At 68.8% G+C, this 23,439-nt stretch carries 19 protein-coding genes; 14 read left to right on the top strand and 5 right to left on the bottom strand.

Translation table 11 applies throughout. The features are described 5' to 3' along the window. Nucleotides 1-47: 47 nt before the first annotated feature. Nucleotides 48-497, bottom strand: a complete 450-nt coding sequence (locus BW949_RS15105) for a DUF2852 domain-containing protein (RefSeq protein WP_076367531.1) — start codon at nucleotides 495-497, stop codon at nucleotides 48-50. A gap of 167 nt (nucleotides 498-664) precedes the next feature. Beyond that, entirely contained in the window at nucleotides 665-2,479 is a 1,815-nt protein-coding gene (gene edd, locus BW949_RS15100; protein ID WP_076367529.1) for a phosphogluconate dehydratase, read from the bottom strand. 611 nt (nucleotides 2,480-3,090) lie between these two features. On the opposite strand from edd, the gene BW949_RS15095 reads away from it, so the two are divergent. From BW949_RS15095 to BW949_RS15070, 6 genes are all read left to right on the top strand, one after another. Next, nucleotides 3,091-3,867 carry a methyltransferase domain-containing protein gene (locus BW949_RS15095; RefSeq protein WP_076367527.1) on the top strand — a complete coding sequence of 259 codons (777 nt, stop codon included), beginning with the start codon at nucleotides 3,091-3,093 and terminating at the stop codon, nucleotides 3,865-3,867. Between the two features lie 597 nt (nucleotides 3,868-4,464). Then, complete coding sequence (locus BW949_RS15090) at nucleotides 4,465-5,025, top strand: F0F1 ATP synthase subunit delta (protein WP_076367525.1); 561 nt, start codon at nucleotides 4,465-4,467, stop codon at nucleotides 5,023-5,025. Further along, on the top strand, nucleotides 5,025-6,554 hold the full coding sequence (gene atpA / locus BW949_RS15085) for a F0F1 ATP synthase subunit alpha (RefSeq protein WP_076367523.1): 1,530 nt from the start codon (nucleotides 5,025-5,027) through the stop codon (nucleotides 6,552-6,554). Before BW949_RS15090 ends, atpA begins: the two co-directional genes overlap by 1 nt. Nucleotides 6,555-6,574: 20 nt before the next feature. Then, complete coding sequence (locus tag BW949_RS15080) at nucleotides 6,575-7,444, top strand: F0F1 ATP synthase subunit gamma (RefSeq protein WP_076367521.1); 870 nt, start codon at nucleotides 6,575-6,577, stop codon at nucleotides 7,442-7,444. 18 nt (nucleotides 7,445-7,462) lie between these two features. Continuing rightward, entirely contained in the window at nucleotides 7,463-8,887 is a 1,425-nt protein-coding gene (gene atpD, locus BW949_RS15075) for a F0F1 ATP synthase subunit beta (protein ID WP_076367519.1), read from the top strand. Nucleotides 8,888-8,899: 12 nt separating this feature from the next. Next, nucleotides 8,900-9,349: a F0F1 ATP synthase subunit epsilon gene (locus BW949_RS15070; RefSeq protein WP_076367517.1), complete on the top strand. Its 450-nt coding sequence runs from the start codon at nucleotides 8,900-8,902 to the stop codon at nucleotides 9,347-9,349. A gap of 180 nt (nucleotides 9,350-9,529) precedes the next feature. On the opposite strand, the gene BW949_RS15065 is transcribed toward BW949_RS15070, so the two are convergent. Next, nucleotides 9,530-10,276: a DsbA family protein gene (locus tag BW949_RS15065; protein WP_076367515.1), complete on the bottom strand. Its 747-nt coding sequence runs from the start codon at nucleotides 10,274-10,276 to the stop codon at nucleotides 9,530-9,532. A 244-nt stretch (nucleotides 10,277-10,520) separates the two neighbouring features. Here BW949_RS15065 and BW949_RS15060 point away from each other — a divergent pair, with 244 nt between their 5' ends. The 6 genes from BW949_RS15060 to BW949_RS15035 all read left to right on the top strand — a co-directional run bounded on the left by BW949_RS15060 (nucleotide 10,521) and on the right by BW949_RS15035 (nucleotide 19,840). Then, nucleotides 10,521-11,660 (top strand): pyridoxal phosphate-dependent aminotransferase, encoded by a 1,140-nt coding sequence (locus tag BW949_RS15060; RefSeq protein ID WP_076367513.1) that lies wholly within the window; start codon nucleotides 10,521-10,523, stop codon nucleotides 11,658-11,660. Nucleotides 11,661-11,699: 39 nt separating this feature from the next. Continuing rightward, complete coding sequence (locus BW949_RS15055) at nucleotides 11,700-13,076, top strand: N-acetylmuramoyl-L-alanine amidase (protein WP_235816328.1); 1,377 nt, start codon at nucleotides 11,700-11,702, stop codon at nucleotides 13,074-13,076. A gap of 258 nt (nucleotides 13,077-13,334) precedes the next feature. Beyond that, nucleotides 13,335-15,884 (top strand): penicillin-binding protein 1A, encoded by a 2,550-nt coding sequence (locus BW949_RS15050; RefSeq protein WP_076367511.1) that lies wholly within the window; start codon nucleotides 13,335-13,337, stop codon nucleotides 15,882-15,884. Nucleotides 15,885-16,171: 287 nt separating this feature from the next. Then, complete coding sequence (gene prfB, locus BW949_RS15045; RefSeq protein ID WP_076367509.1) at nucleotides 16,172-17,296, top strand: peptide chain release factor 2; 1,125 nt, start codon at nucleotides 16,172-16,174, stop codon at nucleotides 17,294-17,296. 151 nt (nucleotides 17,297-17,447) lie between these two features. Beyond that, nucleotides 17,448-18,671 (top strand): acyl-CoA dehydrogenase, encoded by a 1,224-nt coding sequence (locus BW949_RS15040; protein ID WP_076367507.1) that lies wholly within the window; start codon nucleotides 17,448-17,450, stop codon nucleotides 18,669-18,671. After that, entirely contained in the window at nucleotides 18,671-19,840 is a 1,170-nt protein-coding gene (locus BW949_RS15035; RefSeq protein WP_076367505.1) for a CaiB/BaiF CoA transferase family protein, read from the top strand. The genes BW949_RS15040 and BW949_RS15035 overlap by 1 nt, the downstream gene beginning before the upstream one ends. Before the next feature lie 12 nt (nucleotides 19,841-19,852). Here BW949_RS15035 and BW949_RS15030 read toward each other — a convergent pair whose 3' ends face one another. Next, entirely contained in the window at nucleotides 19,853-20,710 is an 858-nt protein-coding gene (locus tag BW949_RS15030; protein ID WP_076367503.1) for a LysR substrate-binding domain-containing protein, read from the bottom strand. Nucleotides 20,711-20,866: 156 nt separating this feature from the next. After that, nucleotides 20,867-21,613 carry a transcriptional repressor LexA gene (lexA, locus tag BW949_RS15025; protein WP_076367501.1) on the bottom strand — a complete coding sequence of 249 codons (747 nt, stop codon included), beginning with the start codon at nucleotides 21,611-21,613 and terminating at the stop codon, nucleotides 20,867-20,869. 256 nt (nucleotides 21,614-21,869) lie between these two features. Here lexA and nrdR point away from each other — a divergent pair, with 256 nt between their 5' ends. Continuing rightward, nucleotides 21,870-22,337 (top strand): transcriptional regulator NrdR, encoded by a 468-nt coding sequence (gene nrdR, locus BW949_RS15020; RefSeq protein ID WP_076367499.1) that lies wholly within the window; start codon nucleotides 21,870-21,872, stop codon nucleotides 22,335-22,337. A 20-nt stretch (nucleotides 22,338-22,357) separates the two neighbouring features. Further along, complete coding sequence (gene ribD, locus BW949_RS15015; protein ID WP_076367497.1) at nucleotides 22,358-23,437, top strand: bifunctional diaminohydroxyphosphoribosylaminopyrimidine deaminase/5-amino-6-(5-phosphoribosylamino)uracil reductase RibD; 1,080 nt, start codon at nucleotides 22,358-22,360, stop codon at nucleotides 23,435-23,437. Nucleotides 23,438-23,439 lie beyond the last annotated feature (2 nt).

Here is a 23,439-nt window from a genome sequence, read left to right as displayed (position 1 = left end):
GGCGGGGGCGCCCGGCGCTCGTCTTGCGCCGTCCGGGGCGTGCCCGATCAGGCGTCGCGGTCCTCACGCGGGGTGTTGGCCGCGGCGCGGGCGCGCTCTTCCATGTATTGGTCGAACTCGGCCTTGTCGCGGGCCTCGCGCAGGCGTTGCAGGAAGGCTTCGAAGTCTTCCTGCTCGCGTTCGAGCCGGGCCAGCGTGTCCTCGCGGTAGCGGTCGAAGGCGGTGTTGCCGGTGGGCCGGAAATGCGCGCCGGCATGGCGGGCGAAGGGGCCGTGGCCCTTGCGGCAGGGGGAATTGGCGAACATGCGTTTGCTCCAGATCATGTAGGCAAGGAAGGCAAGACCGATCGGCCAGCAGAGGATCATCAGCACCACCATGGTGGCGATCCAGGCGCCGCGGCCGCGGGCATCGAGCCAGCTTTCGGCGCGGGCGAACCAACCCGGACGGGACGGCCCGTCGCGGCGGTCTTGCAGGTCAAGGTCGAGATAGGCGGGCATGGGCTCCTCCGTGGGCTATGTGAATGCCTTTCACATGAGGCAAGATCGGCCTTGTGCGCCGCGCTTTCAAGAGGAGATGTAAATCTTTTTCACATCCTGCCTTCGCGTCACCCTGTTGGTTTTTCAAAGGAGAGGGCGGGGCAGACGGGAAGGGGCGCCGCGCCAGATCAGAACAGGACCGACGCCCCTTCGGTCGCGGGCCCGGCATTGTCCCGAAACAGCCCGAAGAGCGACCGGCCCAGATCGGCCCCCGCGGGCCGAGGGGGCGGGGTGACGGGCGCGCGGCTCTCGAAATCGGGGGCCAAGCAGTCGATCCGGCCGGTGGTGGCGTCCAGCCGCACCAGATCGCCGTCGCGCAGCCGGGCCAGCGGGCCGCCCATCGCCGCCTCGGGGGCGATGTGGATCGCCGAGGCCACCTTGCCCGAGGCCCCCGACATCCGCCCGTCGGTCACCAGCGCCACCCGCAGCCCGCGGTCCTGGAGAACGCTCAGCACCGGGGTCAGCCCGTGCAGTTCCGGCATGCCGTTGGCGCGCGGCCCCTGGAAGCGCACCACGATCACCGTGTCGGCGGTGAATGCGCCCGCCTGCCAGGCGGCCTTGACCTCGGCCTGATCGGCAAAGATGCGCGCCGGGGCCTCGATCACATGGCGCTCGGGGGCAACGGCCGAGACCTTGATGACCCCATGCCCGAGGTTTCCCGACAGCTCGCGCAGACCGCCCGTGGGGCTGAAGGGATCCTTCGCGGGGCGCAGGATGCGGTCATTGGCGGGGGTGGCGGGGGCGGGGCGCCAGTGCAGCGCGCCGTCCTTCAGGACCGGCTCGGCGGCATAGCGCGCAAGCCCCGGCCCGGCGATGGTCTGCACGTCTTCATGCACGAGGCCGGCTTCGATCAGCTGCCCGATCACGAAGCCGATCCCGCCCGCGGCGTGGAAATGGTTCACGTCGGCCAGCCCGTTGGGATAGACCCGCGCCAGCAGCGGCACGACGCCCGAGATCGCGGCGAAATCGGCGGGCTCGAGCACGATGCCGGCCGCGCGCGCCATTGCCGGCAGGTGCAGCACCAGGTTGGTGGACCCCCCCGTCGCCATCAGCCCCACGATGCCGTTGACGAAGGCGCGTTCGTCCAGCACCTCGGCCACGGGGGTATAGCTGTCCCCCAGCGCGGTGATGGCGGCCGCGCGGGTGGCGGCGGCCTTGGTCAGCGCGGTGCGCAGTGCGCCCGCGGGCGGCACGAAGGCCGCGCCCGGCAGATGCAGGCCCATCACCTCCATCAGCATCTGGTTGGAATTGGCAGTCCCGTAGAAGGTGCAGGTGCCCTGCCCGTGATACGAGGCCATTTCGGCCGCCATCAGCGCGGTTCGGTCCACCTCGCCGCGGGCGAAGGCCTGGCGCACGGCGGCCTTCTCGTCATTGGGCAGCCCCGAGGTCATGGGGCCGGCCGGCACGAAGATCGCGGGCAGATGCCCGAAACGCGCCGCCGCCATCACGAGGCCCGGCACGATCTTGTCGCAGACGCCCAGGAACAGCGCCGCGTCATAGGTGTCATGCGAGAGCGCCAGCGCCGCGGCCAGGGCGATCACGTCGCGCGAGAAGAGGCTCAGCTCCATGCCGCCGCGGCCCTGGGTGACGCCGTCGCACATGGCCGGCACGCCGCCCGCCACCTGCACCGTGGCGCCCGCCGCGCGCGCGGCAGCCCGCAGCTGCTCGGGGTAGTCGGCATAGGGCGCATGCGCCGAGAGCATGTCGTTATAGGCGGTCACGATCCCGAGGTTGGGCGCGCGCCCCTCGGCCAGCGCGGCCTTGTCGGCGCCTTCGGTCCCGGCATAGGCATGGGCCTGGTTGCCGCAGGACAGATGCGCCCGCGCCGGCCCCGCGGCCTGCGCTGTCCGCACCCCCGCCAGATATTCGGCCCGAAGCGCGGCCGAGCGCGCCCGGATCCGGTCGGTGACGCGGGCGATCTCGGGGTGGAGGGGCTGGGCCATGACGGTTCCTTCGGTTCGGCGGTTCCGCGCGGGGACCGACCGGTGAGACGGGGCGCGTGAGACGGGGCGCGCGCGCCGTCTCACGCGCCGCAGGGGCGGGCCGGGGGCGCGGCGGGGCAATGGGGCTTTGGCTCCGGTATAGGGCGTTAGCGATAACGGATCAATTCCCCGCACCGGCCGGAAACCCGCACATTTGCGGCATTTCTGCGCCGCCGCCCAAGCTGGCCTGCGCGGCGCTCTCGCGTGGCCCGCCCGCAATGCCCTGGAACAAGGGGCCGGGCATGCCCAAGGCCGCGCGTGGCGTGACCGCGGGCGTCATGGCGCCGGGGCGTGGTCCGTTCGGCGGGCCTGTTCTTCGGGGCTTGGCCTGTGCCGGTCTGCGGCGCTAGAGTGTTCCAAAGCGCCATCCGCGCATCAGGCGATCTGCCGGGAGAGGCATGGAACCGAACGTATTTCCGAAGTCTGGTCCAAACCCTGGCCCCCATTCGGGTGCCGCGGGCGCTCCATGTGGCCGCGGGGCTCTGCCGAGCGGGCGCCGGCTGTCGGGGGCAGGTCTCGCGTGCGCCGGCACGATCGTGATGGACCGTGACTGAATGGACCGTGACTGAGCCATGCATCTCGACGTTCTCGACCTGCGCGACTTCTACTATCGCACGCAATTGGGCCGTGCCGCCCAGAAGGCCGTGCGCAACCGCGTGCTGAGCCTCTGGCCGGCCGATGCCGATGTGCTGGGCGCCTCGACCGTGGTGGGCTTTGGCTTTGCGGTCCCGCTCCTGCGGCCCTACCTGGGGGTCGCGCGGCGCGTCATCGGATTGATGCCGGGCCAGCAGGGGGTGATGCCCTGGCCTGCGGGGCAGCCCAATGTCTCGGTCCTGTGCGAGGAAACGCGCTGGCCGCTCGAGACGGGCATGGCCGACCGGGTGGTGGTGATGCACGGGCTCGAGACCTCGGACCAGCCGACGGCCCTTCTGAACGAGGCCGCGCGTGTCCTGGGGCCGGGGGGGCGGGCGCTTCTGATCGTGCCCAACCGCGCCGGGCTCTGGGCCCCGCGCGAGGGCACGCCCTTCGGCTGCGGGCGGCCCTATACGCTGGGCCAGCTCGACGCGCAGGCGCGCGCGGCGGGCTTCGTGCCCGAACGCCATTCCGGCGCGCTCTATATCCCGCCCTCGGGGCGGCGGTTCTGGCTGCGCTCCTCGGCCATGTGGGAGGATCTGGGCGCGCGCATCTCGGGGCTTCTGGTCGCGGGGGTGGTGATCCTCGAGGTCTCGAAACAGGTGCAGATGCAGCGCCCCTCGGGGCTGGGGGCGGCGGTGCGCCGTCCGCTCAAGATCCTCGAAGGGGTGGGGCAGGGCGTGCCGCGGCCCACGGGCTTCACGCCGGATCGCTGAAACGCTGCCGCGCGCGCGCCCCGCGGATCGCCGCGGGTTCGGTCGTGGGGGGGGGGGGGCGGGTGCGGATCTTGCGCGCGGGGGCGGGCGGGCGATTCCGGTCCGCAGCCCGGTGCGCCCCGCACGAAACTTTAGCCCGGTGCGCCCCGCACGCAACTTTCGGAAATCGGGGGGCCGCAGGGTCCGGGGGCGGGGGATCCGGCGCCGCGCTTCCGCGGGCCGCGTCGCTCACGCACTTGTGATCCTTGCGCGCGCAGACGTGTCCGGGGCTGGTCCGGGGCCGGACGGATCGGGGCAGGGCCTTGCGCCGGTCCACGATTCTCGCCACCTGCCCAATGCAAGCGCGGAATGCCCGCTGGACGGGCAGGCTGTGGGCGCCGGGCTGGCCGGGCCGCGCCCGTTAGCGCCTTAACTAGGAACTGGTCCAGTTATGGGCTGAAAAATGCGCGCCCGGAGTTGGTTTAGGAAGCCCAAAGACGGTTGCGGGGGGGGAAGCGCTCTGCTACACCCGCCCCGAATTTTGACGGCGTGCGACCGCGCGTCACGGGGGCCCCGCGGCGCACCGCCGCATGGGGCGCAGTCATCGGAAGGGTGGACGTGTCCAAGCCAGCTTCGATTTCCGCAGCAGTCGCCGGGCGCTATGCCTCGGCTGTGTTCGATCTGAGCCGCGAGGCGGGGGCGCTTGACGCTCTCGAGGCCGACGTGGCTGCGCTCGAGGCCGCACTGGCCGAAAGTGCTGAATTGCGCGACGTGATCGCGTCGCCGGTCTATTCGCGTGATGCGCAGGGCCGGGCGATCGTGGCCGTGGCCCGGAAGATGGGTCTGACGGCGACGGTGGCCAATACGCTGGCGCTGATGGCCAGCAAGCGCCGCCTGTTCGCGCTGCCGCAGCTTCTTGTGGCGCTCAAGGGCCTGATCGCCGAGGCCAAGGGCGAGATGACCGCCGATGTCGTCAGCGCCACGCCGCTGTCGTCGGCGCAATCGGAAAAGCTCTCGGCCGCGCTCAAGGCGCAGACGGGCAAGACCGTGAAACTGAACGTTGCCGTCGATGAAGGTCTCATCGGCGGGCTTATCGTCAAGCTGGGCTCGAAGATGATCGACACGTCGGTCCGCTCGAAGCTCGCTTCCCTTCAGAATGCCATGAAAGAGGTCGGATAATGGGCATCCAAGCAGCTGAGATCTCTGCGATCCTCAAGGACCAGATCAAGAACTTCGGGCAGGATGCCCAGGTCGCCGAAGTCGGCCGCGTGCTGTCGGTCGGTGACGGTATCGCCCGCGTCCACGGTCTGGACAATGTCCAGGCCGGCGAGATGGTGGAATTCCCCGGCGGCGTCCGCGGGATGGTGCTGAACCTCGAGATCGACAACGTCGGGATCGTGATCTTCGGGTCCGACCGTGACATCAAGGAAGGCGACACCGTCAAGCGCACCCAGTCGATCGTGGACGTGCCGGTGGGCGAAGGCCTGCTGGGCCGCGTGGTCGACGGTCTGGGCAACCCGATCGACGGCAAGGGCCCGATCGAGGCCAAGGAACGCCGCATCGCCGACGTGAAGGCGCCGGGCATCATCCCGCGCAAATCGGTGCACGAGCCGATGGCGACCGGCCTGAAATCGGTCGACGCCATGATCCCGATCGGCCGTGGCCAGCGCGAGCTGATCATCGGCGACCGTCAGACCGGCAAGACCGCGATCGCGCTCGACACGATCCTGAACCAGAAGGTCTACAACGAGGCCAACCCGAACAACAAGCTGCACTGCTTCTACGTGGCCATCGGGCAGAAGCGCTCGACCGTGGCGCAGCTGGTCAAGAAGCTCGAGGAATCGGGCGCGATGGAATACACCACCGTCGTGGCCGCGACCGCTTCGGACCCCGCGCCGATGCAGTTCCTGGCGCCCTATTCGGCGACCGCCATGGCGGAATATTTCCGCGACAACGGCATGCACGCGCTGATCATCTATGATGACCTGTCGAAACAGGCCGTCGCTTACCGTCAGATGTCGCTGCTGCTGCGCCGTCCGCCGGGGCGTGAAGCCTATCCGGGCGACGTGTTCTACCTGCATTCGCGTCTTCTGGAACGTTCGGCCAAGCTGAACGAGGATTTCGGCTCGGGCTCGCTGACCGCGCTGCCGGTGATCGAAACCCAGGCGGGCGACGTGTCGGCCTATATCCCGACCAACGTGATCTCGATCACCGACGGTCAGATCTTCCTGGAAACCGAGCTGTTCTATCAGGGCATCCGCCCGGCCGTGAACACCGGTCTGTCGGTGTCGCGCGTGGGCTCGGCGGCGCAGACCTCGGCGATGAAATCGGTGGCCGGCAAGGTCAAGCTGGAACTGGCGCAATACCGCGAGATGGCGGCCTTCGCGCAATTCGGTTCGGACCTCGACGCGGCCACGCAGAAACTGCTGAACCGCGGTGCCCGCCTGACCGAGCTGATGAAGCAGCCGCAATATTCGCCGCTGACCAACGCCGAGATCGTCTGCGTGATCTTCGCGGGCACCAACGGCTATCTCGATGCGGTCGCGGTCAAGGATGTCGGCCGTTTCGAACAGGCGCTGCTGGCGCATCTGCGCACCAAGGAACGCGCGCTGCTCGATGACATCACCAACAACGACCGCAAGATTTCGGGTGAGCTTGAGAAAACGTTGCGCGCGGTGCTCGACGGGTTCGCCAAGACCTTCGTCTGAGCGCAGGAAAGGATAGGGGCATGCCTAGCCTTAAGGACCTGAAGAACCGGATCGGCAGCGTCAAGAACACGCGCAAGATCACCAAGGCCATGCAAATGGTCGCGGCCGCCAAGCTGCGCCGCGCCCAGGAGGCGGCCGAGGCCGCCCGCCCCTATGCCGAACGTATGGGGGCGGTGATGGCGAGCCTTGCCGCCTCGGTGGGCACCTCCGAGGGCGCGCCCCGGCTTCTGGCCGGGACGGGCTCGGATCAGACCCACCTGCTGGTGGTGTTGACCTCGGAGCGCGGCCTGTGCGGCGGCTTCAACTCGTCGATCGTGCGCCTGGCCAAGGCGCGCATCCTCGAGCTGACCGGCGAAGGCAAGACGGTCAAGATCCTGACCGTCGGCAAGAAGGGCCGTGAACAGCTCAAGCGCGAGTTCGGCGCGCATCTCGTGGGTCACATCGACCTGTCCGAGGTGAAGAAGGTGGGCTACGACACCGCGCAGGCGATCGCCCGCGACGTTCTCGGCCGCTTCGAGGCCGGCGAATTCGACGTGGCGACGCTGTTCTTTGCGCGCTTCCAGTCGGTGATCAGCCAGATCCCGACCGCGCAGCAGGTGATCCCGGCCGAGGTTGCCGAAGAGGCCGAGGTCTCGACGGTCTACGATTACGAACCCGGCGAGGACACCATCCTGGCCGAGCTTCTGCCGCGCAACCTGGCCACGCAGATCTTCGCGGCTCTGCTCGAGAACGGCGCCTCGGAACAGGGCGCCCGGATGAGCGCCATGGACAACGCCACGCGCAACGCGGGCGACATGATCAACAAGCTGACGGTCGAATACAACCGTTCGCGTCAGGCGGCGATCACCAAGGAACTCATCGAAATCATTTCGGGCGCCGAGGCGCTCTGACGGAACCGGAGAAACGACATGGCAAATGCAGTTGGCAAAGTCACGCAGGTGATCGGCGCCGTCGTGGACGTGCAGTTCGACGACGCCCTGCCGCCCATCCTCAACGCCCTTGAAACCACGAACAACGGCAAGCGCCTGGTGCTGGAAGTTGCCCAGCACCTGGGCGAGAACACCGTGCGCACCATCGCCATGGACGCGACCGAAGGTCTGGTCCGCGGCGAGAAGGTCACCGACACCGGCGGCCCGATCACGGTGCCGGTCGGCAACGCGACGCTGGGCCGTATCCTGAACGTCATCGGCGAGCCGGTGGACGAGAAGGGCCCGGTCGACCGGAAGGAGGCCCGCGCCATCCACCAGCCGGCCCCCGAATTCGCCGCCCAGTCGACGGAATCGGAAATCCTGGTGACCGGCATCAAGGTCATCGACCTGCTGGCCCCCTATGCCAAGGGCGGCAAGATCGGCCTGTTCGGCGGCGCCGGCGTGGGCAAGACGGTTCTGATCATGGAACTGATCAACAACATCGCCAAGGTGCACTCGGGCTTCTCGGTGTTCGCGGGCGTGGGTGAACGCACCCGTGAGGGCAACGACCTTTACCACGAGATGATCGAATCGGGCGTCATCAACACCGACAAGCTCGACGAATCGAAAGTGGCGCTGGTCTACGGCCAGATGAACGAACCGCCGGGCGCCCGTGCCCGCGTCGCGCTGACCGGCCTGACCCTGGCCGAACAGTTCCGCGACCAGTCCGGGACCGACGTTCTGTTCTTCGTCGACAACATCTTCCGCTTCACCCAGGCGGGTTCGGAAGTGTCGGCGCTTCTGGGTCGTATCCCGTCGGCCGTGGGCTATCAGCCGACGCTGGCCACCGACATGGGCGCGCTTCAGGAACGCATCACCTCGACCAACGCCGGTTCGATCACCTCGGTGCAGGCCATCTACGTGCCGGCCGACGACCTGACCGACCCGGCGCCGGCGACCTCGTTTGCCCACCTCGACGCCACGACCGTTCTGTCGCGTGCGATCTCGGAACTCGGCATCTACCCGGCCGTGGACCCGCTCGACTCGACCTCGCGGATCCTTGACCCGCAGGTTGTCGGCGAAGAGCATTACGAGACCGCCCGTGCCGTCCAGGGGATCCTGCAACGCTACAAGTCGCTTCAGGACATCATCGCCATTCTGGGCATGGACGAGCTGTCCGAAGAGGACAAGCTGACCGTGGCCCGCGCCCGGAAGATCCAGCGCTTCCTGTCGCAGCCCTTCGACGTGGCCAAGGTGTTCACCGGCTCGGACGGTGTTCAGGTGCCGCTGGAAGATACGATCAAATCCTTCAAGGCGGTGGTCAACGGTGAATACGACCACCTGCCCGAGGCGGCCTTCTATATGGTCGGCGGCATCGAGGACGTGATCGCCAAGGCGCAGAAACTGGCCGCCGAAGCGGCGTAAGGAGGGCAGGCGATGGCCGATACCATGCAGTTCGACCTCGTGTCGCCCGAACGCCGTCTGGCGTCGGTCGCGGCCACCGAGGTGCGCATTCCCGGCGCCGAGGGCGATCTGACCGCGATGGCGGGCCATGCGCCGACGATCACCACGCTGCGTCCCGGCACGCTGACCGTCATCGGTCCCGAGGGCGAAAGCGAATATGTCGTGACCACCGGCTTTGCCGAGATCACGGCGGATCGTGTCACGGTCCTGGCCGAGCGTTCGATGCTCAAGACGGACCTGACCCCGGCGATCTATGCCGAGATGCTGGAAGAGGCGCGCACCGTGCAGCAGGAGGCCGCGCAGGCCTCCGACAAGTCCATCGCCGAAGTGGCGCTGGATGATGCGGTGAAGCTTCTGGCCGACATGGAAGCCCTGGGCACGCATATGGGGATCGACCCCAACAGCTCGAACTTTCCGCACTGAGCGGATCTGAGACCGTGTGAAAGGCCCCGGCATCGCGCCGGGGCCTTTTGCGTTTTGGGCTGCAAAATAGCGCCAAATCAGCGGCTTGTGGCGCGATGCTCAACGAAAAACGGACGCAGGATTGCGCCTGCGTCCGTCCAGAATGATGGGTGTTTTCGTGGCGCGTGCGCGCGCGCGGGCTCAGCCGCGTTCCTCGGCCACCATCGCGCGCATGCCCTCGAGCGGGACATAGCCCCGCACCAGGCGCCCGCCCAGCACGAAGGTCGGCGTGCCCGAGATGCGCATCCGCTCGGCCAGGCGGTGGTTCTCGCGCAGGACCGCGGTCACCGCTTCCTCGTTCATGCGTTTGAGAAGCGCGTCGGCGTCAAGCCCCTGATCCGTGGCCAGCCGCTTGAGGCTTTCCAGCGTGATGTCGCCGCGAAAGCTGATCAGCGCATCATGGGCCTTTTCATAGGCGTCGGGGCCGGCCAGTTGCAGCACCGCAACCGCAAAGCGCGCCGACAGTTCCGATTGCTGGCCCAGGATCGGGAATTCCTTGACGACAAAGCGGATATTGCCGTCACTTTCGACCAGTTGCGACACCTCGTCATAGGCCTTGCGGCAATAGCCGCAGCGGTAATCGGTGAATTCGACCAGCGTCAGGTCACCGTCGGGATTGCCGCCCACCCAATCGGTGGCGCTGTGGAAGATGGCGTCGGCATTGGTTTCGACCAGCACCTGGTCGTTGTCGGCCTCGGCGGCGGCCTGGCGCTCCTCGAGAACGCCGATCGCCTCGACCAGCACTTCGGGGTTCTCCATCAGATAGGCGCGCACCGCATCGCCGAAGGCGGCGCGTTCGCTGTCGTTCATCGCGGCGGGGTCAAAGGCGAAGGCCGGGCTGGCAAGAGCAAGGCCGAGAACGGCGGGCGCAAGGCGGCGCAGGGTCATGGTGGGATCATCCTTGGGTTGTTCGGGCACGCCGTGGGCGGCGCTTTGGCGCCACCATCGCGGGGGCGGGCGGCGGATGCAAGGGAAAGGCGTGTGAACTGGCGTCTTGGTGAAGGGCAGGGGGCCAGACGCGGCATTGACCTTGGCCCGCGTCGGGGGGATACCGCAGCCATCCCGGCCCCGCGGCGCCGTGCCCCGGGCCCGTCACGCCATTGCGACACACGCCATTCCGACAGGAGATCCCATGCGCCCCTCGCTTCGCGGTCAGGTCGACCCCTTCATCGTCATGGATGTCATGGAGGCCGCGCGCGCCGCCGAAGCCGCGGGCCGGCACATCATCCACATGGAGGTGGGTCAACCCTCGACGCCCGCGCCCGCCCAGGCCCGCCGCGCGCTTGCCGCCGCCCTCGAGACCGACGCGCTGGGATATACCGTTGCGCTGGGGCTGCCCGAGTTGCGCGCAGGGATCGCGGCGCTCTATGCGCGCTGGTATGGCGTCGATCTGGACCCCGCGCGGGTGATCGTGACGCCCGGCTCGTCCGGGGCGTTCCTGCTGGCCTTCTCGGCGCTCTTCGAGGCGGGCGACCGCGTGGCTCTGGGCGAGCCCGGCTATCCCTCCTATCGCCAGATCCTGCGCGCGCTGTCGCTGACGCCCGTGGGCATCCCGACCCTGGCCGAAGACCGCTACCAGCCGCGCCCCGAGTCCATCCCCGCCGATGTCGCGGGGCTGATCGTGGCCTCGCCCGGCAACCCTTCGGGTACGATGCTGGGCAAGCCCGAACTTTCGGCGCTGATCGAGACCGCCGCCGCGCGCGACATCGCCTTCGTTTCGGACGAGATCTACCACGGCCTGCATTACGAGGCCCGCGCGGTCTCGGCGCTCGAGATCTCGGATGATGTCTGCGTCATCAATTCGTTTTCCAAGTATTTCTCGATGACGGGCTGGCGCGTGGGCTGGATGGTGGTCCCCGAGGACATGGTGCGCACGATCGAGCGGCTGGCGCAGAACATGTTCATCTGCCCGCCCCACGCCAGCCAGATCGCCGCGCTGGCCGCGCTCGAGAGCATCGACGAGCTTGAGGCCAATCGCGCCGTCTATGCCGAGAACCGCCGGCTGATGCTCGAGGGGCTGCCCAGGGCCGGGTTCGACCGGATCGCGCCGCCCGATGGCGCCTTCTACATCTATGCCGATGTGTCGGATCTGACGCAGGATTCGCGGGCGCTGGCCGCCGAGATCCTGGACAAGGCCGGGGTGGCGGTGACGCCGGGGCTCGATTTCGACCCCCATCGCGGCCATTCGACCTTGCGCTTTTCCTATGCGCGCGCCACCGCCGACATTGCCGAGGGGCTGGATCGCCTGGCCCGCTTCATGGCGGCGCGCTGATGCGCTAGGCTGGGGCCGGGCCGGAAAAAAGGGGGGGCAATGCAGCTCAGGGCGTGGATCGTGGCGGTGCTGGCGCTGGGGCTTGCCCTGGCGGGCGCGGCGGCGCAGGCCGAGGGCGCCGGTCTGGGCGGCTTCCGTCCGCTGCCCCGTCCGTCCGATCTGCGGCCCAGCCCAATGCCGGTTCCCGATCCTGTCCCCGATCCTGTCCCCGCCGCGCCTTCCCCGACGCGCATGCCCCCGGCGCCTTCCGCCGCGCGTCCCGCGGGCCAGGATTTCACCGCGCTCGCCCGTCTCGAACCCGCACGCAGTGCGATCCAGGACGTGGGCGACGAGGTCTGGGTCGAGCTGGGCCTCAGCCAGCCCGTCGCCTGGCGCGTCTATACGCTGGCAGATCCGCCGCGGCTGGTGCTGGACTTCCGCGAAGTCGATTTCGGCTCGCTGCGCCCGGCCGCCATCCTGCGTTCGCAAGAGGTGCGCGCGCTGCGCTGGGGCCGGGTCGGGCCGGGGCGCTCGCGCCTCGTGGCGGAACTGTCCGGCCCCTTCACCGTGGCCGAGGCCGAACAGCGCACCCCGGCCCCGACCGCGATCCGCCTGCGTCTTGCCCCCGCAACGGCTGCCGAGTTTGCCGCCCGCGCCGGGGTGCCCGAAACCGCGCTCTGGGATCTGCCGCAGGCCGCCCGCCTCGATCCGCCGCATCGCCGCCAGGACGGCTCGGACCCGCTGCGCATCGTCCTCGATCCCGGCCACGGCGGTCTCGATCCCGGCGCCGAGGCCCAGGGCATCTCCGAAGCCGGTCTGGTGCTGACCTTCGCGCGCGAACTGGCCGAGCGGTTGCGGCGCGCGGGCATGCAGGTGGTGATGACCCGCAAGGACGACGTCTTCGTCCCGCTTGAAACCCGCATGTCGGTGGCGCGCGCGGCGGGCGCGGATGTCTTCGTGTCGCTCCATGCCGATGCGCTGGCCGAGGGCGAGGCCACGGGCGCCACGCTCTATCTCCTCGACGAAGACGCCTCCGACGATGCTTCGCGCCGGCTGGCCGAACGCCATGACCGCGACGACCTTCTCGCCGGGGTCGACCTCTCGGGCCACGACGACGAGGTCGCGCGCGTCCTGATGGAGCTTGCCCGCGTCGAGACCGAGCCCCGCAACGACCGCCTGGCCCGCAGCTTGCGCGATGCGCTGAAATCCGCGGGCCTGCGCATGCACAAGCGCCCGATCCAGCAGGCGGCCTTCTCGGTGCTGAAATCCCCCGACATCCCCTCGATCCTGATCGAGCTGGGCTTCATGTCCTCGGCCGCCGACCGCGCCCGGCTCACCTCTCCCGACTGGCGCGCCCGCATGGCCGATGCCATTGCCCGCGGCTTGGCCGACTGGGCCCGGGGCGACGCCGCCGAAGGCCGCCTCCTGCGGCAATGACGGCGTCCCCGTTCGAGCTGGCCCAAATATCCCGGGGGTGAATTTGCGCGCTCGCGCAAAGAGGGGGCAGCGCCCCCTTCTTTCCCGCTTTGGGCCTCCGGGTCTTCGGGCTTCCGGGGGCGGGGCGGCGGATTTCGTCCGGTTTCGACCCGGCGCCAGGATTTTGCGGCAAGTTGTTTTGACCCCGGCGCGCGGGGGGGCTATAGCAGGCCCATCACCCGCCCCGACCCCTTCGGGGCTGGGCTTCGGGGGTTACGCTTGATCCGCTTCGTCCTGTCCTTCTTCGGCTCGATCTTCTCCTGGCTGGTCACCGCCGTCTTCTTCGGTGCGCTGACGCTGGGGGCCATCTTCTGGGTCTATTCGCGCAATCTGCCCAGCCACGAACAGCTGGCCCAATACGCCCCCAAGACCATCAGCCGCGTCTATTCCGGCGAAGGCCGGTTGATCGACGAATTCGCCGAGGAACGGCGCATCTTCGTGCCGATCGAGGACATCCCCGACGTCCTCAAGCAGGCCTTCATCTCGGCCGAGGACAAGCATTTCTACATCCACCGCGGCTATGACGCGACCGGCATGCTCAAGGCGCTGGTCCAGGCCGTCCAGAGCCGCGGCGAGAACCTGCGCGGCGCCTCGACCATCACCCAGCAGGTGATGAAGAACTTCCTGCTCTCCTCGGATCGCTCGATCGAACGCAAGATCAAGGAGCTGATCCTGGCCAGCCGGATCGAGGAAACCCTCTCCAAGGATCGCATCCTCGAACTCTACCTCAACGAGATCTTCCTCGGCCAGAACTCCTTCGGCGTCGCTGCCGCCGCGCAGACCTATTTCAACAAGACGCTCGCGGAACTCGAACCCTACGAGGCCGCGACGCTTGCCGCCATGCCCGCCGCGCCGTCGAACTTCCACCCCGTGCGCAACCGCGAACGGCTCGAGGGGCGGCGCAACCACGTCCTGCGCGAGATGTGGCAGAACGGCTATATCAGCGAACAGACCTACCGCACGCAGCGCCTCGAACCCGTCCGTTCGGTCCAGAACGGCGATTATCCCCCTTTCCGCGATGCGCTGCCGCCGCGCGACTATTTCACCGACGAGATCCGCCGCCAGCTGTCGCGCTCCTTCGGCCAGGAGGAATTCTTCACCGGCGGCCTGACCATTCGCGCCACCGTCGACCCCGAGATGCAGGACGCCGCCGCCCGCGCGCTGCGCCAGGCGCTCGAGGATTACGACCGCAACACCGGCCTCTGGCGCGGCACCGGCAAGACCCTCCCGCCCGAGGATCTGGCCTCCGAAGACAGCTGGCGCGCCGCACTGGCGCGTGTCGACGTGCCCCGCGACATCGAGGGCTGGCACCCGGCGGTGGTGCTCGAGATCGGGCGCAACGACGCGCGCATCGGCATCGAGGGCGTCGACGAGGTTCCCGGCGGCCACCATATCGAGGCCCGCGACGTCACCTGGGCGCGCAAGATGCTGCCCGGCCGCGCGCGCGCCCCCCGCGCCAAGGTGCCGGGCGATCTGCTCGAGGTGGGCGATGTGGTCCATGTGCGCGCCATCACCCGCGATCAGGACGGCAGCTTCGTCCGCTGGAGCCTGCGCCAGGTGCCGCGTATCGAAGGCGCCTTCATGGCCATGGATGTCGACACCGGCCGCGTCATCGCCATGCAGGGCGGCTTCTCCTATCAATCCTCGGTCTTCAACCGCGCCACCCAGGCGATGCGCCAGCCGGGCTCCAGCTTCAAGCCCTTCGTCTATGCCGCAGCCCTCGATTCCGGCTTCACCCCGGCCACGATCGTGGTCGACGCGCCCATCGAGGTGAACACCCCCCAGGGCATGTGGCGGCCCAAGAACGCCTCGAACCGCTTCTACGGCCCGACCCCCCTGCGCACCGGCATCGAACAATCGCGCAACCTGATGACCGTGCGGATCGCCCAGGAAGTGGGCATGGACACCGTGGCGCGCTATGCCGAACGCTTCGGGGTCTACAATCCCATGAAACCCTTCCTGGCCAATGCGCTCGGCAGCCAGGAGACGACGCTCTTCCAGATGGTCGCCGCCTATGCGATGTTCGCCAATGGCGGCGAACGGGTCGAACCTACGCTGGTCGACCGCGTGCAGGACCGCTGGGGCCGCACCATCTACCGCCACGACCGCCGCCTGTGCGAGGATTGCACCGCCGAAAGCCTGCCCCCCACGCTCGGCCCCACCATCGTGTCGAACCGCGAGCGGGTGATGGACGCCATCACCGCCTATCAGCTGACCTCGATGCTCCAGGGCGTGGTCCAGCGCGGCACCGCCCGCTCGGTCCGCCTGCCGGTGCCGATCGCCGGCAAGACCGGCACCACCAACGACGCCAAGGATGTCTGGTTCGTCGGCTATTCCTCGGAAATCGTCGCCGGCTGCTATATCGGCTATGACACGCCGCGCTCGCTCGGCGGCGTCTCGGGCGGCGGCACCTGCGGCCCCGTCTTCCAGCGCTTCATGCAGGAAGCCATCAAGAAATACGGCGGCGGCAAGTTCCGCGTGCCTCCGGGCGGCCATTTCATCAAGATCGACCGCTATTCCGGCGCCCGCCTCCCCAACGAGGCCTCGGGCCCCAATGTCGTCTCCGAATATTTCCGCGACAACGAAGACCCGATCTTCGGCATCGGCGCCATGGTCGACGGCGGCTTTGCCATGGGCGCCAACCTGCCGCTCTTCGCGCGCGGCGAAAGCGACGATGCGGGCACCACCGTCACCACCTCGACGGGGCGCACCCGCACCATCCCTCGCAAGTCGAATTTCGGCTCGATCAGCGCCGGCGGCCTCTACTGACCCCCGTCCTCTCTGACCCCCGGCCTTTCCCGGTCGCGGCCACGGCCCCTCGAGCCTTGGCGGGCCGCGGCCCCTTTCGAGCTGGCCCAAATATCCCGGGGGTGAATTTGCGCGCCCGCGCAAAGAGGGGGCAGCGCCCCCTTCCTTCGCCCCCTCCCTCCGCAACGCCCTCCACCGTCCCCCTCCCGCCCGCGGCCTTGCCCCTTCGGCGCTGACGGGATATAGCCGCCCCCTGAGCCCGGCCTTTCCTGCCGCCGGGGCCTTCTGACCTTTCCGAGGATTGTCCCATGCGTGCCGAAACCCAGAGCCTGGTCGAGAAGATCCGCAAGTCGCTGACGCTTCTGGGCCAGCGGATGGATGTCGAGACCGCACCCCACCGGCTCGAGGAATTCAACGCCATGATCGAGGATGGCGACCTCTGGTCCGATCCCGAGCGCGCCCAGAAACTCATGCGCGAACGTCAGGCCTTGATGGATGCCATCGAAACCTATCGCCGCATCGAGACCGAGCTTGACGACAACACCGGCCTGATCGAGCTGGGCGAGGCCGAGGGCGACACCGAGATCGTCACCGAAGCCGAAGCCAGCCTGCGCAGCCTGGCCGAATTCGCCGCCGCCAAGGAACTTGAGGCGCTGCTGAACGGCGAGGCAGACGCCAACGACACCTTCCTCGAGATCAACGCCGGCGCCGGCGGGACCGAAAGCTGCGACTGGGCCTCGATGCTGGCGCGGATGTATGTCCGCTGGGCCGAGAAGAAGGGCTACGAGGTCGAGCTGATCGCCGAGACCGCGGGCGAGGAAGCCGGCATCCGTTCGGCCGCCTACAAGATCAAGGGCCACAACGCCTATGGCTGGCTCAAGTCGGAATCGGGCGTGCACCGCCTCGTGCGTATCTCGCCCTACGATTCCGCCGCGCGCCGGCATACCTCGTTCAGCTCGGTCTGGGTCTATCCGGTGGTCGACGACAACATCGAGATCACCATCCCCGACAACGAGATCCGCATCGACACCTACCGCTCCTCGGGCGCGGGCGGGCAGCACGTCAACACCACCGACTCGGCGGTGCGGATCACCCACATTCCCACCGGGATCGTCGTCACCAGCTCCGAGAAATCCCAGCACCAGAACCGCGCCAACGCCATGGCCGCGCTGAAGGCGCGCCTCTACCAGATGGAACTCGACAAGCGCAACGCCGAGATCAACGCCCAGCACGCCGCCAAGGGCGAGGCCGGCTGGGGCAACCAGATCCGCTCCTATGTGCTGCAACCCTACCAGATGGTGAAGGATCTGCGCACGAGCCACGAGACCTCGGACACCCAGGGCGTGCTCGACGGCGATCTCGACGCCTTCATGGCCGCGACGCTGGCGCTGGATGTGGCGGGCAAGTCGCGCGCCGAAGCCCAGGGTGAATGATCGGCGGCGCATGATCCCGCCCGGTCGCGGGTGGGGTGTCATGGTGCCAGGCCCCGCGGATGATGCGTCGCGCGCATGATCCTTTCCGCAAAGCATGTTGGATTTCCAAGGCTTGCGCCGCTACCTTTGCGGTCAACCCGAAGGAGACCGCATGACCACCCATCGCCCCGACCTCAAGCCCAAGGATCTGCCCGGCCTCGCGGCCTTTGATTGGCAAGATCCGTTCGGGCTCGACGCCACGCTCGACGAAGACGAGCGCATGATCCGCGACACCGCGCGGGCCTTCTGCGCCGACCGGCTGGCCCCGCGCGTGGACGCGGCCTACATGTCCGAAACAATCGCCCCCGAGATCTTTGCCGAGATGGGCGCGGCGGGCCTTCTGGGCGTGACCCTGCCCGAGGCCGACGGCGGCGCCGGCGCCTCCTATGTCGCCTATGGTCTGGTCGCCCGCGAGGTCGAGCGCATCGACAGCGGCTATCGCTCGATGATGAGCGTGCAATCGAGCCTGGTGATCTGGCCCATCCATGCCTATGGCTCGGACGAACAGCGCGCGAAATACCTGCCGAAACTGGCCAGCGGCGCGGCTATCGGCTGTTTCGGGCTGACCGAACCCGAGGCCGGATCGGACCCCGGCAGCCTGCGCACCCGCGCCACAAGGACCGAGGGCGGCTATCTTCTCAACGGCGCCAAGATGTGGATCTCGAACGCGCCCATCGCCGATGTCTTCGTGATCTGGGCCAAGTCCGAAGCCCATGGCGGCAAGATCCGCGGCTTCATCCTGGAGCGCGGCATGAAGGGCCTGTCCACGCCCAAGATCGAGGGCAAGCTGAGCCTGCGCGCCTCGGTCACGGGCGAGGTGGTTATGGACAACGTTGAAGTCCCCGAAAGCGCGCTTCTACCCCATGGCGAAGGTCTGGGCGCGCCCTTCGGCTGTCTCAACCGGGCGCGTTACGGGATCGCCTGGGGGGTGATGGGCGCGGCCGAGGATTGCTGGCATCAGGCGCGTGATTATGGCCTGCAACGGCGCCAGTTCGGCCGGCCGCTGGCGGCCACACAGCTGTTCCAGATGAAGCTGGCCGAGGCCCAGACCGAGATCGCGCTGGGGCTTCAGGCGGCGCTGCGCGTGGGGCGGATGATCGACGCAGGCACCGCCGCGCCCGAGGCGATCTCGATCATCAAGCGCAACAATTGCCTCAAGGCGCTGGCGATCGCGCGCGCGGCCCGCGACATGCATGGCGGCAACGGCATCCAGATCGGCTATCGGGTGATGCGTCATGCCGCCAATCTCGAGACGGTCAACACCTACGAGGGCACGGCCGATGTGCATGCGCTGATCCTGGGGCGCGCGCAGACCGGCTTTCAGGCGTTCTTCTGATGGCGGGGGGCGCGCAGACGGCGCCGCTGGCGGGGCTGAGGGTGGTCGAGCTGGCGCGGGTGCTGGCCGGCCCCTGGGCGGGGCAGATCCTGGCCGATCTGGGCGCCGATGTGGTCAAGGTCGAAGCCCCCGAGGGCGACGACACCCGCCGCTGGGGCCCGCCCTTCGTCGAGGTCGAGGGCGAACGCGCGGCGGCCTATTTCCAGTCGGCCAACCGCGGCAAACGCGCGATCCGGGCCGATTTCCGCGACCCGGAGGATCTGGCGACGGTGCGCACGCTGATTGCCCGCGCCGATGTGGTGATCGAGAATTTCAAGGTGGGCGGTCTTGCGCGCTTCGGCCTCGATGCCGCCAGCCTGCGCGCCGCCCATCCCGGTCTGGTCTATTGCTCGATCACCGGCTTCGGGCAGACCGGCCCCTATGCCGGGCGCGCGGGCTATGATTTCCTGATCCAGGGCATGTCGGGGATCATGTCGCTGACCGGCGATCCCGCGGGCGAGCCGCAGAAGATCGGCGTGGCCTTCACCGACATCTTCGCCGGGCTCTATGCAGTGATCGGCATCCAGGCGGCGCTGGCGGCGCGGGGGATCTCGGGGCAGGGGGCGCATGTGGACATCGCGCTTCTGGATTGCGCCACGGGCGTTCTGGCCAATCAGGCGCTGAATTACCTGAGCACCGGCACCGCGCCGCAGCGGATGGGCAATGCCCACCCCAATATCGTGCCCTATCAGGTCTTTGCCTGCGCCGACGGGCATGTGATCCTGGCCGTGGGCAATGACGGGCAATTCCGGCGCGCCTGCGGGGTGCTGGGCTGTGCGGCGCTGGCCGACGATGCCCGCTTTGCCACCAACGAGGCCCGGCTGGCGCATCGCGCAGCCCTTCTGGCCGAGATCGGGCCGCGCATCGCGGCGCGCGGGCGCGACGCCTTGCTGGCCGCCTTCGAAGACGCGGTGGTGCCGGCTGGGCCGATCAACACGCTCGATCAGGTCTTTGCCGATCCGCAGGTGCGCGCGCGCGGCATGGCGATCGCGCCCGACGGCGTGCCGGGGCTGCGGCTGCCGTTCCTGCTGGACGGATGCGCGCCGGGGGGCACGCGGCGCGCGCCCCGTCTGGGCGAGCATGACGCCGAGATCCGGGCCGAGCTGGAGGGGCACGCGTTGGGGGGCTGAGGGCGTGCGCGCTCAGCGCGCGGCTTCCTCGAGCAGGAAGTCGCGAAAGGCGCGCACGGTCGGATTGTCGACCTCGGGCGTGGCCAGCACATAATCTTCGCCCGTGGCCAGACGGTTCTCCGACGCCAGCCGCAACCGGCCCTCGGCCAGCGGTGCGCGGGCGATGACCTCGGGCACGAGGCCGAGGCCCAGCCCCGCCATCGCCGCCTCGAGCACCATGTCGAAATGATCGAACCGGGCGCCGCGCAGGATCCGGCGGGGGTCTTCGCCGGTCTCGCGGAACCATTCGAGCCAGAGCGTGGGGCGTGTGGATTGCTGAAGCAGCGGCAGCTGGTCCAGATCGGCGGCCTCGACCAGCTGGGGCGCGGCCACCATCACCAGCTTCTCGGCGATCAGCGGCGTGATCTGGCCCGTGGCCTGTTCGCGGCGCACCAGCGCGCAATCGAAGGGGTCGCGGGCGAAATCCACCGGCGCCAGACGGGCGGTCAGATCCAGCACCACATTCGGACATCGCAGCGCAAAGCGGCCCAGCCGCGGGCCCAGCCAGGCGCGCCCGAACCCCGGCAGCGTGGCCACGCGCAGGACCGAGTCACTGCCGCCAAAGGCCATCACCCCCACCGCCGCCTGATCGAGCCGGGCCAGCACGGTCTCGGCCTCGGGCAGGAAGGCGCGGCCGGCATCCGACAGATGCAGCCGCTGGCGGATGCGGTGAAAGAGCGCGACGCCCAGCCGCGCCTCGAGCCCCGCGACCGAGCGGCTGACGGCGCTCTGGCTCAGGTTCAGCCGGGCCGCGGCCTCGGTGGCCGAGCCGGTGCGGGCACAGGCGCAGAACGCCTCGAGTTCGCCGATCGTCGGAGTGTAGCTGCGCATGCCTCTTCCCTGTCTTGCCCCTTCATGCCCCAGCACCGGGGGCGGGTCCAGATGCGCCGTGTCGGGACGGGGGCGAAAAGGCCGGTGAAGGCGAGAAAAGGCCGGAGCGGTGCCGCCTTGCGGGGCGCGCGCGCGCGTAGCAGGCGCCGGGGTGGGTCAGTAGCTGCGGATCAGCCCGACCAGACGGCCCTGCACGCGCACCTGGTCTTCGCGCAGGAGGCGCGTCTCATAGGCCGAATTCGCCGCCTCGAGCGCGATCATGTCGCCCCGGCGGCGATAGCGTTTCAGCGTGGCCTCGTGCCCGTCGACCAGCGCCACGATGATATCGCCGTTCTCGGCGGTCTGCTGTTCGCGGATCACGACAACATCGCCGTCGTTGATGCCCGCGTCGATCATCGAGTCGCCCTTGACCTCGAGCGCGTAATGCTGGCCGCGCCCGCCGATCATGGTGCCGGGAACGGCGACATGGGACATGACCTCGGAAATGGCCTCGATCGGGACACCGGCGGCAATCCGGCCCATGATCGGCAGCTCAAAGGCGCCGATCCCGTCCAGCGGGACGGCCCCGTGCGGACGCGGGGCGGGCGGGAAACTGTCCTGCGCGGTGCGTCCGCCATCGAGCGCGCGGGGCGCAAACCCCACCTGATCTTCGCGGAAGGCGGCGGGAGCGGCGGCATCGCGGGCCATGGACTCGGGCAGGCGGACAATCTCGATGGCGCGGGCGCGATGCGCCAGCCGGCGGATGAAGCCCCGTTCCTCGAGCGCGGTGACCAGGCGGTGGATGCCGGACTTGGACCGCAGGTCCAGCGCTTCCTTCATTTCGTCAAAGGAGGGCGGCACACCGTCGCGTGCAACCCGTTTCTGAATGAATTCAAGAAGTTCCAGTTGCTTGCGTGTCAGCATCGCCCGCTCCGTCGCCCTGTCTCGCCGCCCAAGTTCTACCAATGTTCGCCTTTCGTGTCAACGTGTTCCCCTGGTGGTGGCGGAAAGCCGCCGCCCCCGGCCGGGCCCAAGCTGCGCCCTTGCTGCCACAGGTTGGCCGCGTCATCTGGGGCCGCGCAGAGGGGACTACCCAAGCAGTAGACCTCTCCGTATAGTGTTGTGGATAAAACGGGGGATACACCCCGGACCATGAGCAGGTTTTGAAAAGGGGGACGCCATGCGGTGCCCATTTTGCGGGAATGTCGACACGCAGGTGAAGGACAGCCGCCCGGCAGAAGATCATGTCGCCATCCGCCGCCGCCGTTTCTGCCCGGCCTGCGGGGGGCGCTTCACCACCTATGAACGCGTCCAGCTGCGCGATCTCGTCGTCATCAAGACCTCGGGCAAGCGCGAAGATTTCGACCGCGACAAGCTGGAACGCTCGATCCGCATCGCCATGCAGAAACGCCCCGTCGAGCCCGAGCGGATCGACCAGATGATCTCGGGGATCGTTCGCCGCCTTGAAAGCATGGGCGAGACCGACATCCCCTCGAAGACCATTGGCGCGATCGTCATGGAAACGCTGGCCCGGATCGACACCGTGGCCTATGTGCGGTTTGCCAGCGTCTACAAGAACTTCCAGGCCGCCGACGATTTCGACAAATTCGTGAGCGAGCTGCGGCCGCCGGTCGCCGAAGCCGAGTGAGCCCCGCCGATCTGTGCCACATGCGCCACGCGTTGACGCTGGCGCGGCGCGGGCTTGGGCGGACCTGGCCCAATCCGGCGGTGGGCTGCGTGATCGTGGCGCCTGACGGCCGTGTCGTGGGGCGCGGTGTCACAGCACCCGGCGGGCGGCCGCATGCCGAACCCCAGGCGCTGGCCCAGGCGGGCGCTGCGGCGCGGGGGGCCACGGCTTATGTCACGCTGGAACCTTGCGCGCATCACGGGCGCACCCCGCCTTGTGCCGAGGCGCTGGTCGCGGCCGGGGTGGCGCGCGTCGTCACCGCGTTGACCGACCCCGATCCGCGCGTGGCGGGCGGCGGACATGCCATCCTGCGCGCGGCCGGGATCGAGGTGACCGAGGGCGTTCTGGCCATGCCGGCCGCGCGGGTCAATGCGGGCTTCTTCTCGCGCGTGACGCGCGGGCGGCCGCTGGTCACGCTCAAGATCGCGGCCACGCTCGACGGGCGCATCGCCACCGCCTCGGGGGAAAGCCGCTGGATCACCGGCGCGGAGGCGCGCCGGCGCGTCCATGCCATGCGCGCGTCCCATGATGCGGTGATGGTGGGGGCGGGCACGGCGCTGGCCGATGATCCGATGCTGGATGTGCGCGACATGGGCGCCATGCCCCAGCCGGTGCGGATCGTTGTGGACAGCCGTCTGCGCCTGCCGGTCGATTGTCGTCTGGGCCGCAGTGCGGGGGCGCAGCCCGTTTGGCTGGTCCATACCGCGGCGGCGCCGGCGCCCGCGCGGGACGCCTGGCGCGCGGCGGGGGCCGAGCTTTTCGAGGTGGCCGCCACCCCCGAGGGCCGGGTCGATCCGCTGGCGGCACTTTCGGCGCTGGGGGCGCGCGGGCTCACGCGGGTTTTCTGCGAAGGCGGCGCGGCGCTGGCCGCGGCCCTGAGCACCGCCGATCTGATCGACGAGATCGTCTGGTTCACCGCCGGCGCGCTGATCGGGGGGGACGGGCGCGCGGGCATGGGCGCGCTGGGGCTGGGCCGGCTGGAACTGGCACCGCGGTTCCGCCTCGAGTCGGTCGAGCCCGTGGGCCCCGACATCGTGCATTTCTGGCGCCGCGCGACCTGAAC

The organism is Phaeovulum vinaykumarii, from assembly GCF_900156695.1.
GTDB lineage: Bacteria > Pseudomonadota > Alphaproteobacteria > Rhodobacterales > Rhodobacteraceae > Bieblia_A > Bieblia_A vinaykumarii.
Note: the sequence above shows the minus strand (reverse complement) of the source record. Positions and strands in the feature narration are given on the sequence as shown.

Excerpts from the sequence above, each read along its gene's own strand:
- BW949_RS15105 (WP_076367531.1), bottom strand. The coding sequence starts at position 497 with ATGCCCGCCTATCTCGACCTTGACCTGCAAGACCGCCGCGACGGGCCG.
- edd (WP_076367529.1), bottom strand. The coding sequence starts at position 2,479 with ATGGCCCAGCCCCTCCACCCCGAGATCGCCCGCGTCACCGACCGGATC.
- BW949_RS15095 (WP_076367527.1), top strand. The coding sequence starts at position 3,091 with ATGCATCTCGACGTTCTCGACCTGCGCGACTTCTACTATCGCACGCAA.
- atpA (WP_076367523.1), top strand. The coding sequence starts at position 5,025 with ATGGGCATCCAAGCAGCTGAGATCTCTGCGATCCTCAAGGACCAGATC.
- BW949_RS15080 (WP_076367521.1), top strand. The coding sequence starts at position 6,575 with ATGCCTAGCCTTAAGGACCTGAAGAACCGGATCGGCAGCGTCAAGAAC.
- atpD (WP_076367519.1), top strand. The coding sequence starts at position 7,463 with ATGGCAAATGCAGTTGGCAAAGTCACGCAGGTGATCGGCGCCGTCGTG.
- BW949_RS15070 (WP_076367517.1), top strand. The coding sequence starts at position 8,900 with ATGGCCGATACCATGCAGTTCGACCTCGTGTCGCCCGAACGCCGTCTG.
- BW949_RS15065 (WP_076367515.1), bottom strand. The coding sequence starts at position 10,276 with ATGACCCTGCGCCGCCTTGCGCCCGCCGTTCTCGGCCTTGCTCTTGCC.
- BW949_RS15060 (WP_076367513.1), top strand. The coding sequence starts at position 10,521 with ATGCGCCCCTCGCTTCGCGGTCAGGTCGACCCCTTCATCGTCATGGAT.
- BW949_RS15055 (WP_235816328.1), top strand. The coding sequence starts at position 11,700 with ATGCAGCTCAGGGCGTGGATCGTGGCGGTGCTGGCGCTGGGGCTTGCC.
- prfB (WP_076367509.1), top strand. The coding sequence starts at position 16,172 with ATGCGTGCCGAAACCCAGAGCCTGGTCGAGAAGATCCGCAAGTCGCTG.
- BW949_RS15040 (WP_076367507.1), top strand. The coding sequence starts at position 17,448 with ATGACCACCCATCGCCCCGACCTCAAGCCCAAGGATCTGCCCGGCCTC.
- BW949_RS15035 (WP_076367505.1), top strand. The coding sequence starts at position 18,671 with ATGGCGGGGGGCGCGCAGACGGCGCCGCTGGCGGGGCTGAGGGTGGTC.
- BW949_RS15030 (WP_076367503.1), bottom strand. The coding sequence starts at position 20,710 with ATGCGCAGCTACACTCCGACGATCGGCGAACTCGAGGCGTTCTGCGCC.
- lexA (WP_076367501.1), bottom strand. The coding sequence starts at position 21,613 with ATGCTGACACGCAAGCAACTGGAACTTCTTGAATTCATTCAGAAACGG.
- nrdR (WP_076367499.1), top strand. The coding sequence starts at position 21,870 with ATGCGGTGCCCATTTTGCGGGAATGTCGACACGCAGGTGAAGGACAGC.
- ribD (WP_076367497.1), top strand. The coding sequence starts at position 22,358 with ATGCGCCACGCGTTGACGCTGGCGCGGCGCGGGCTTGGGCGGACCTGG.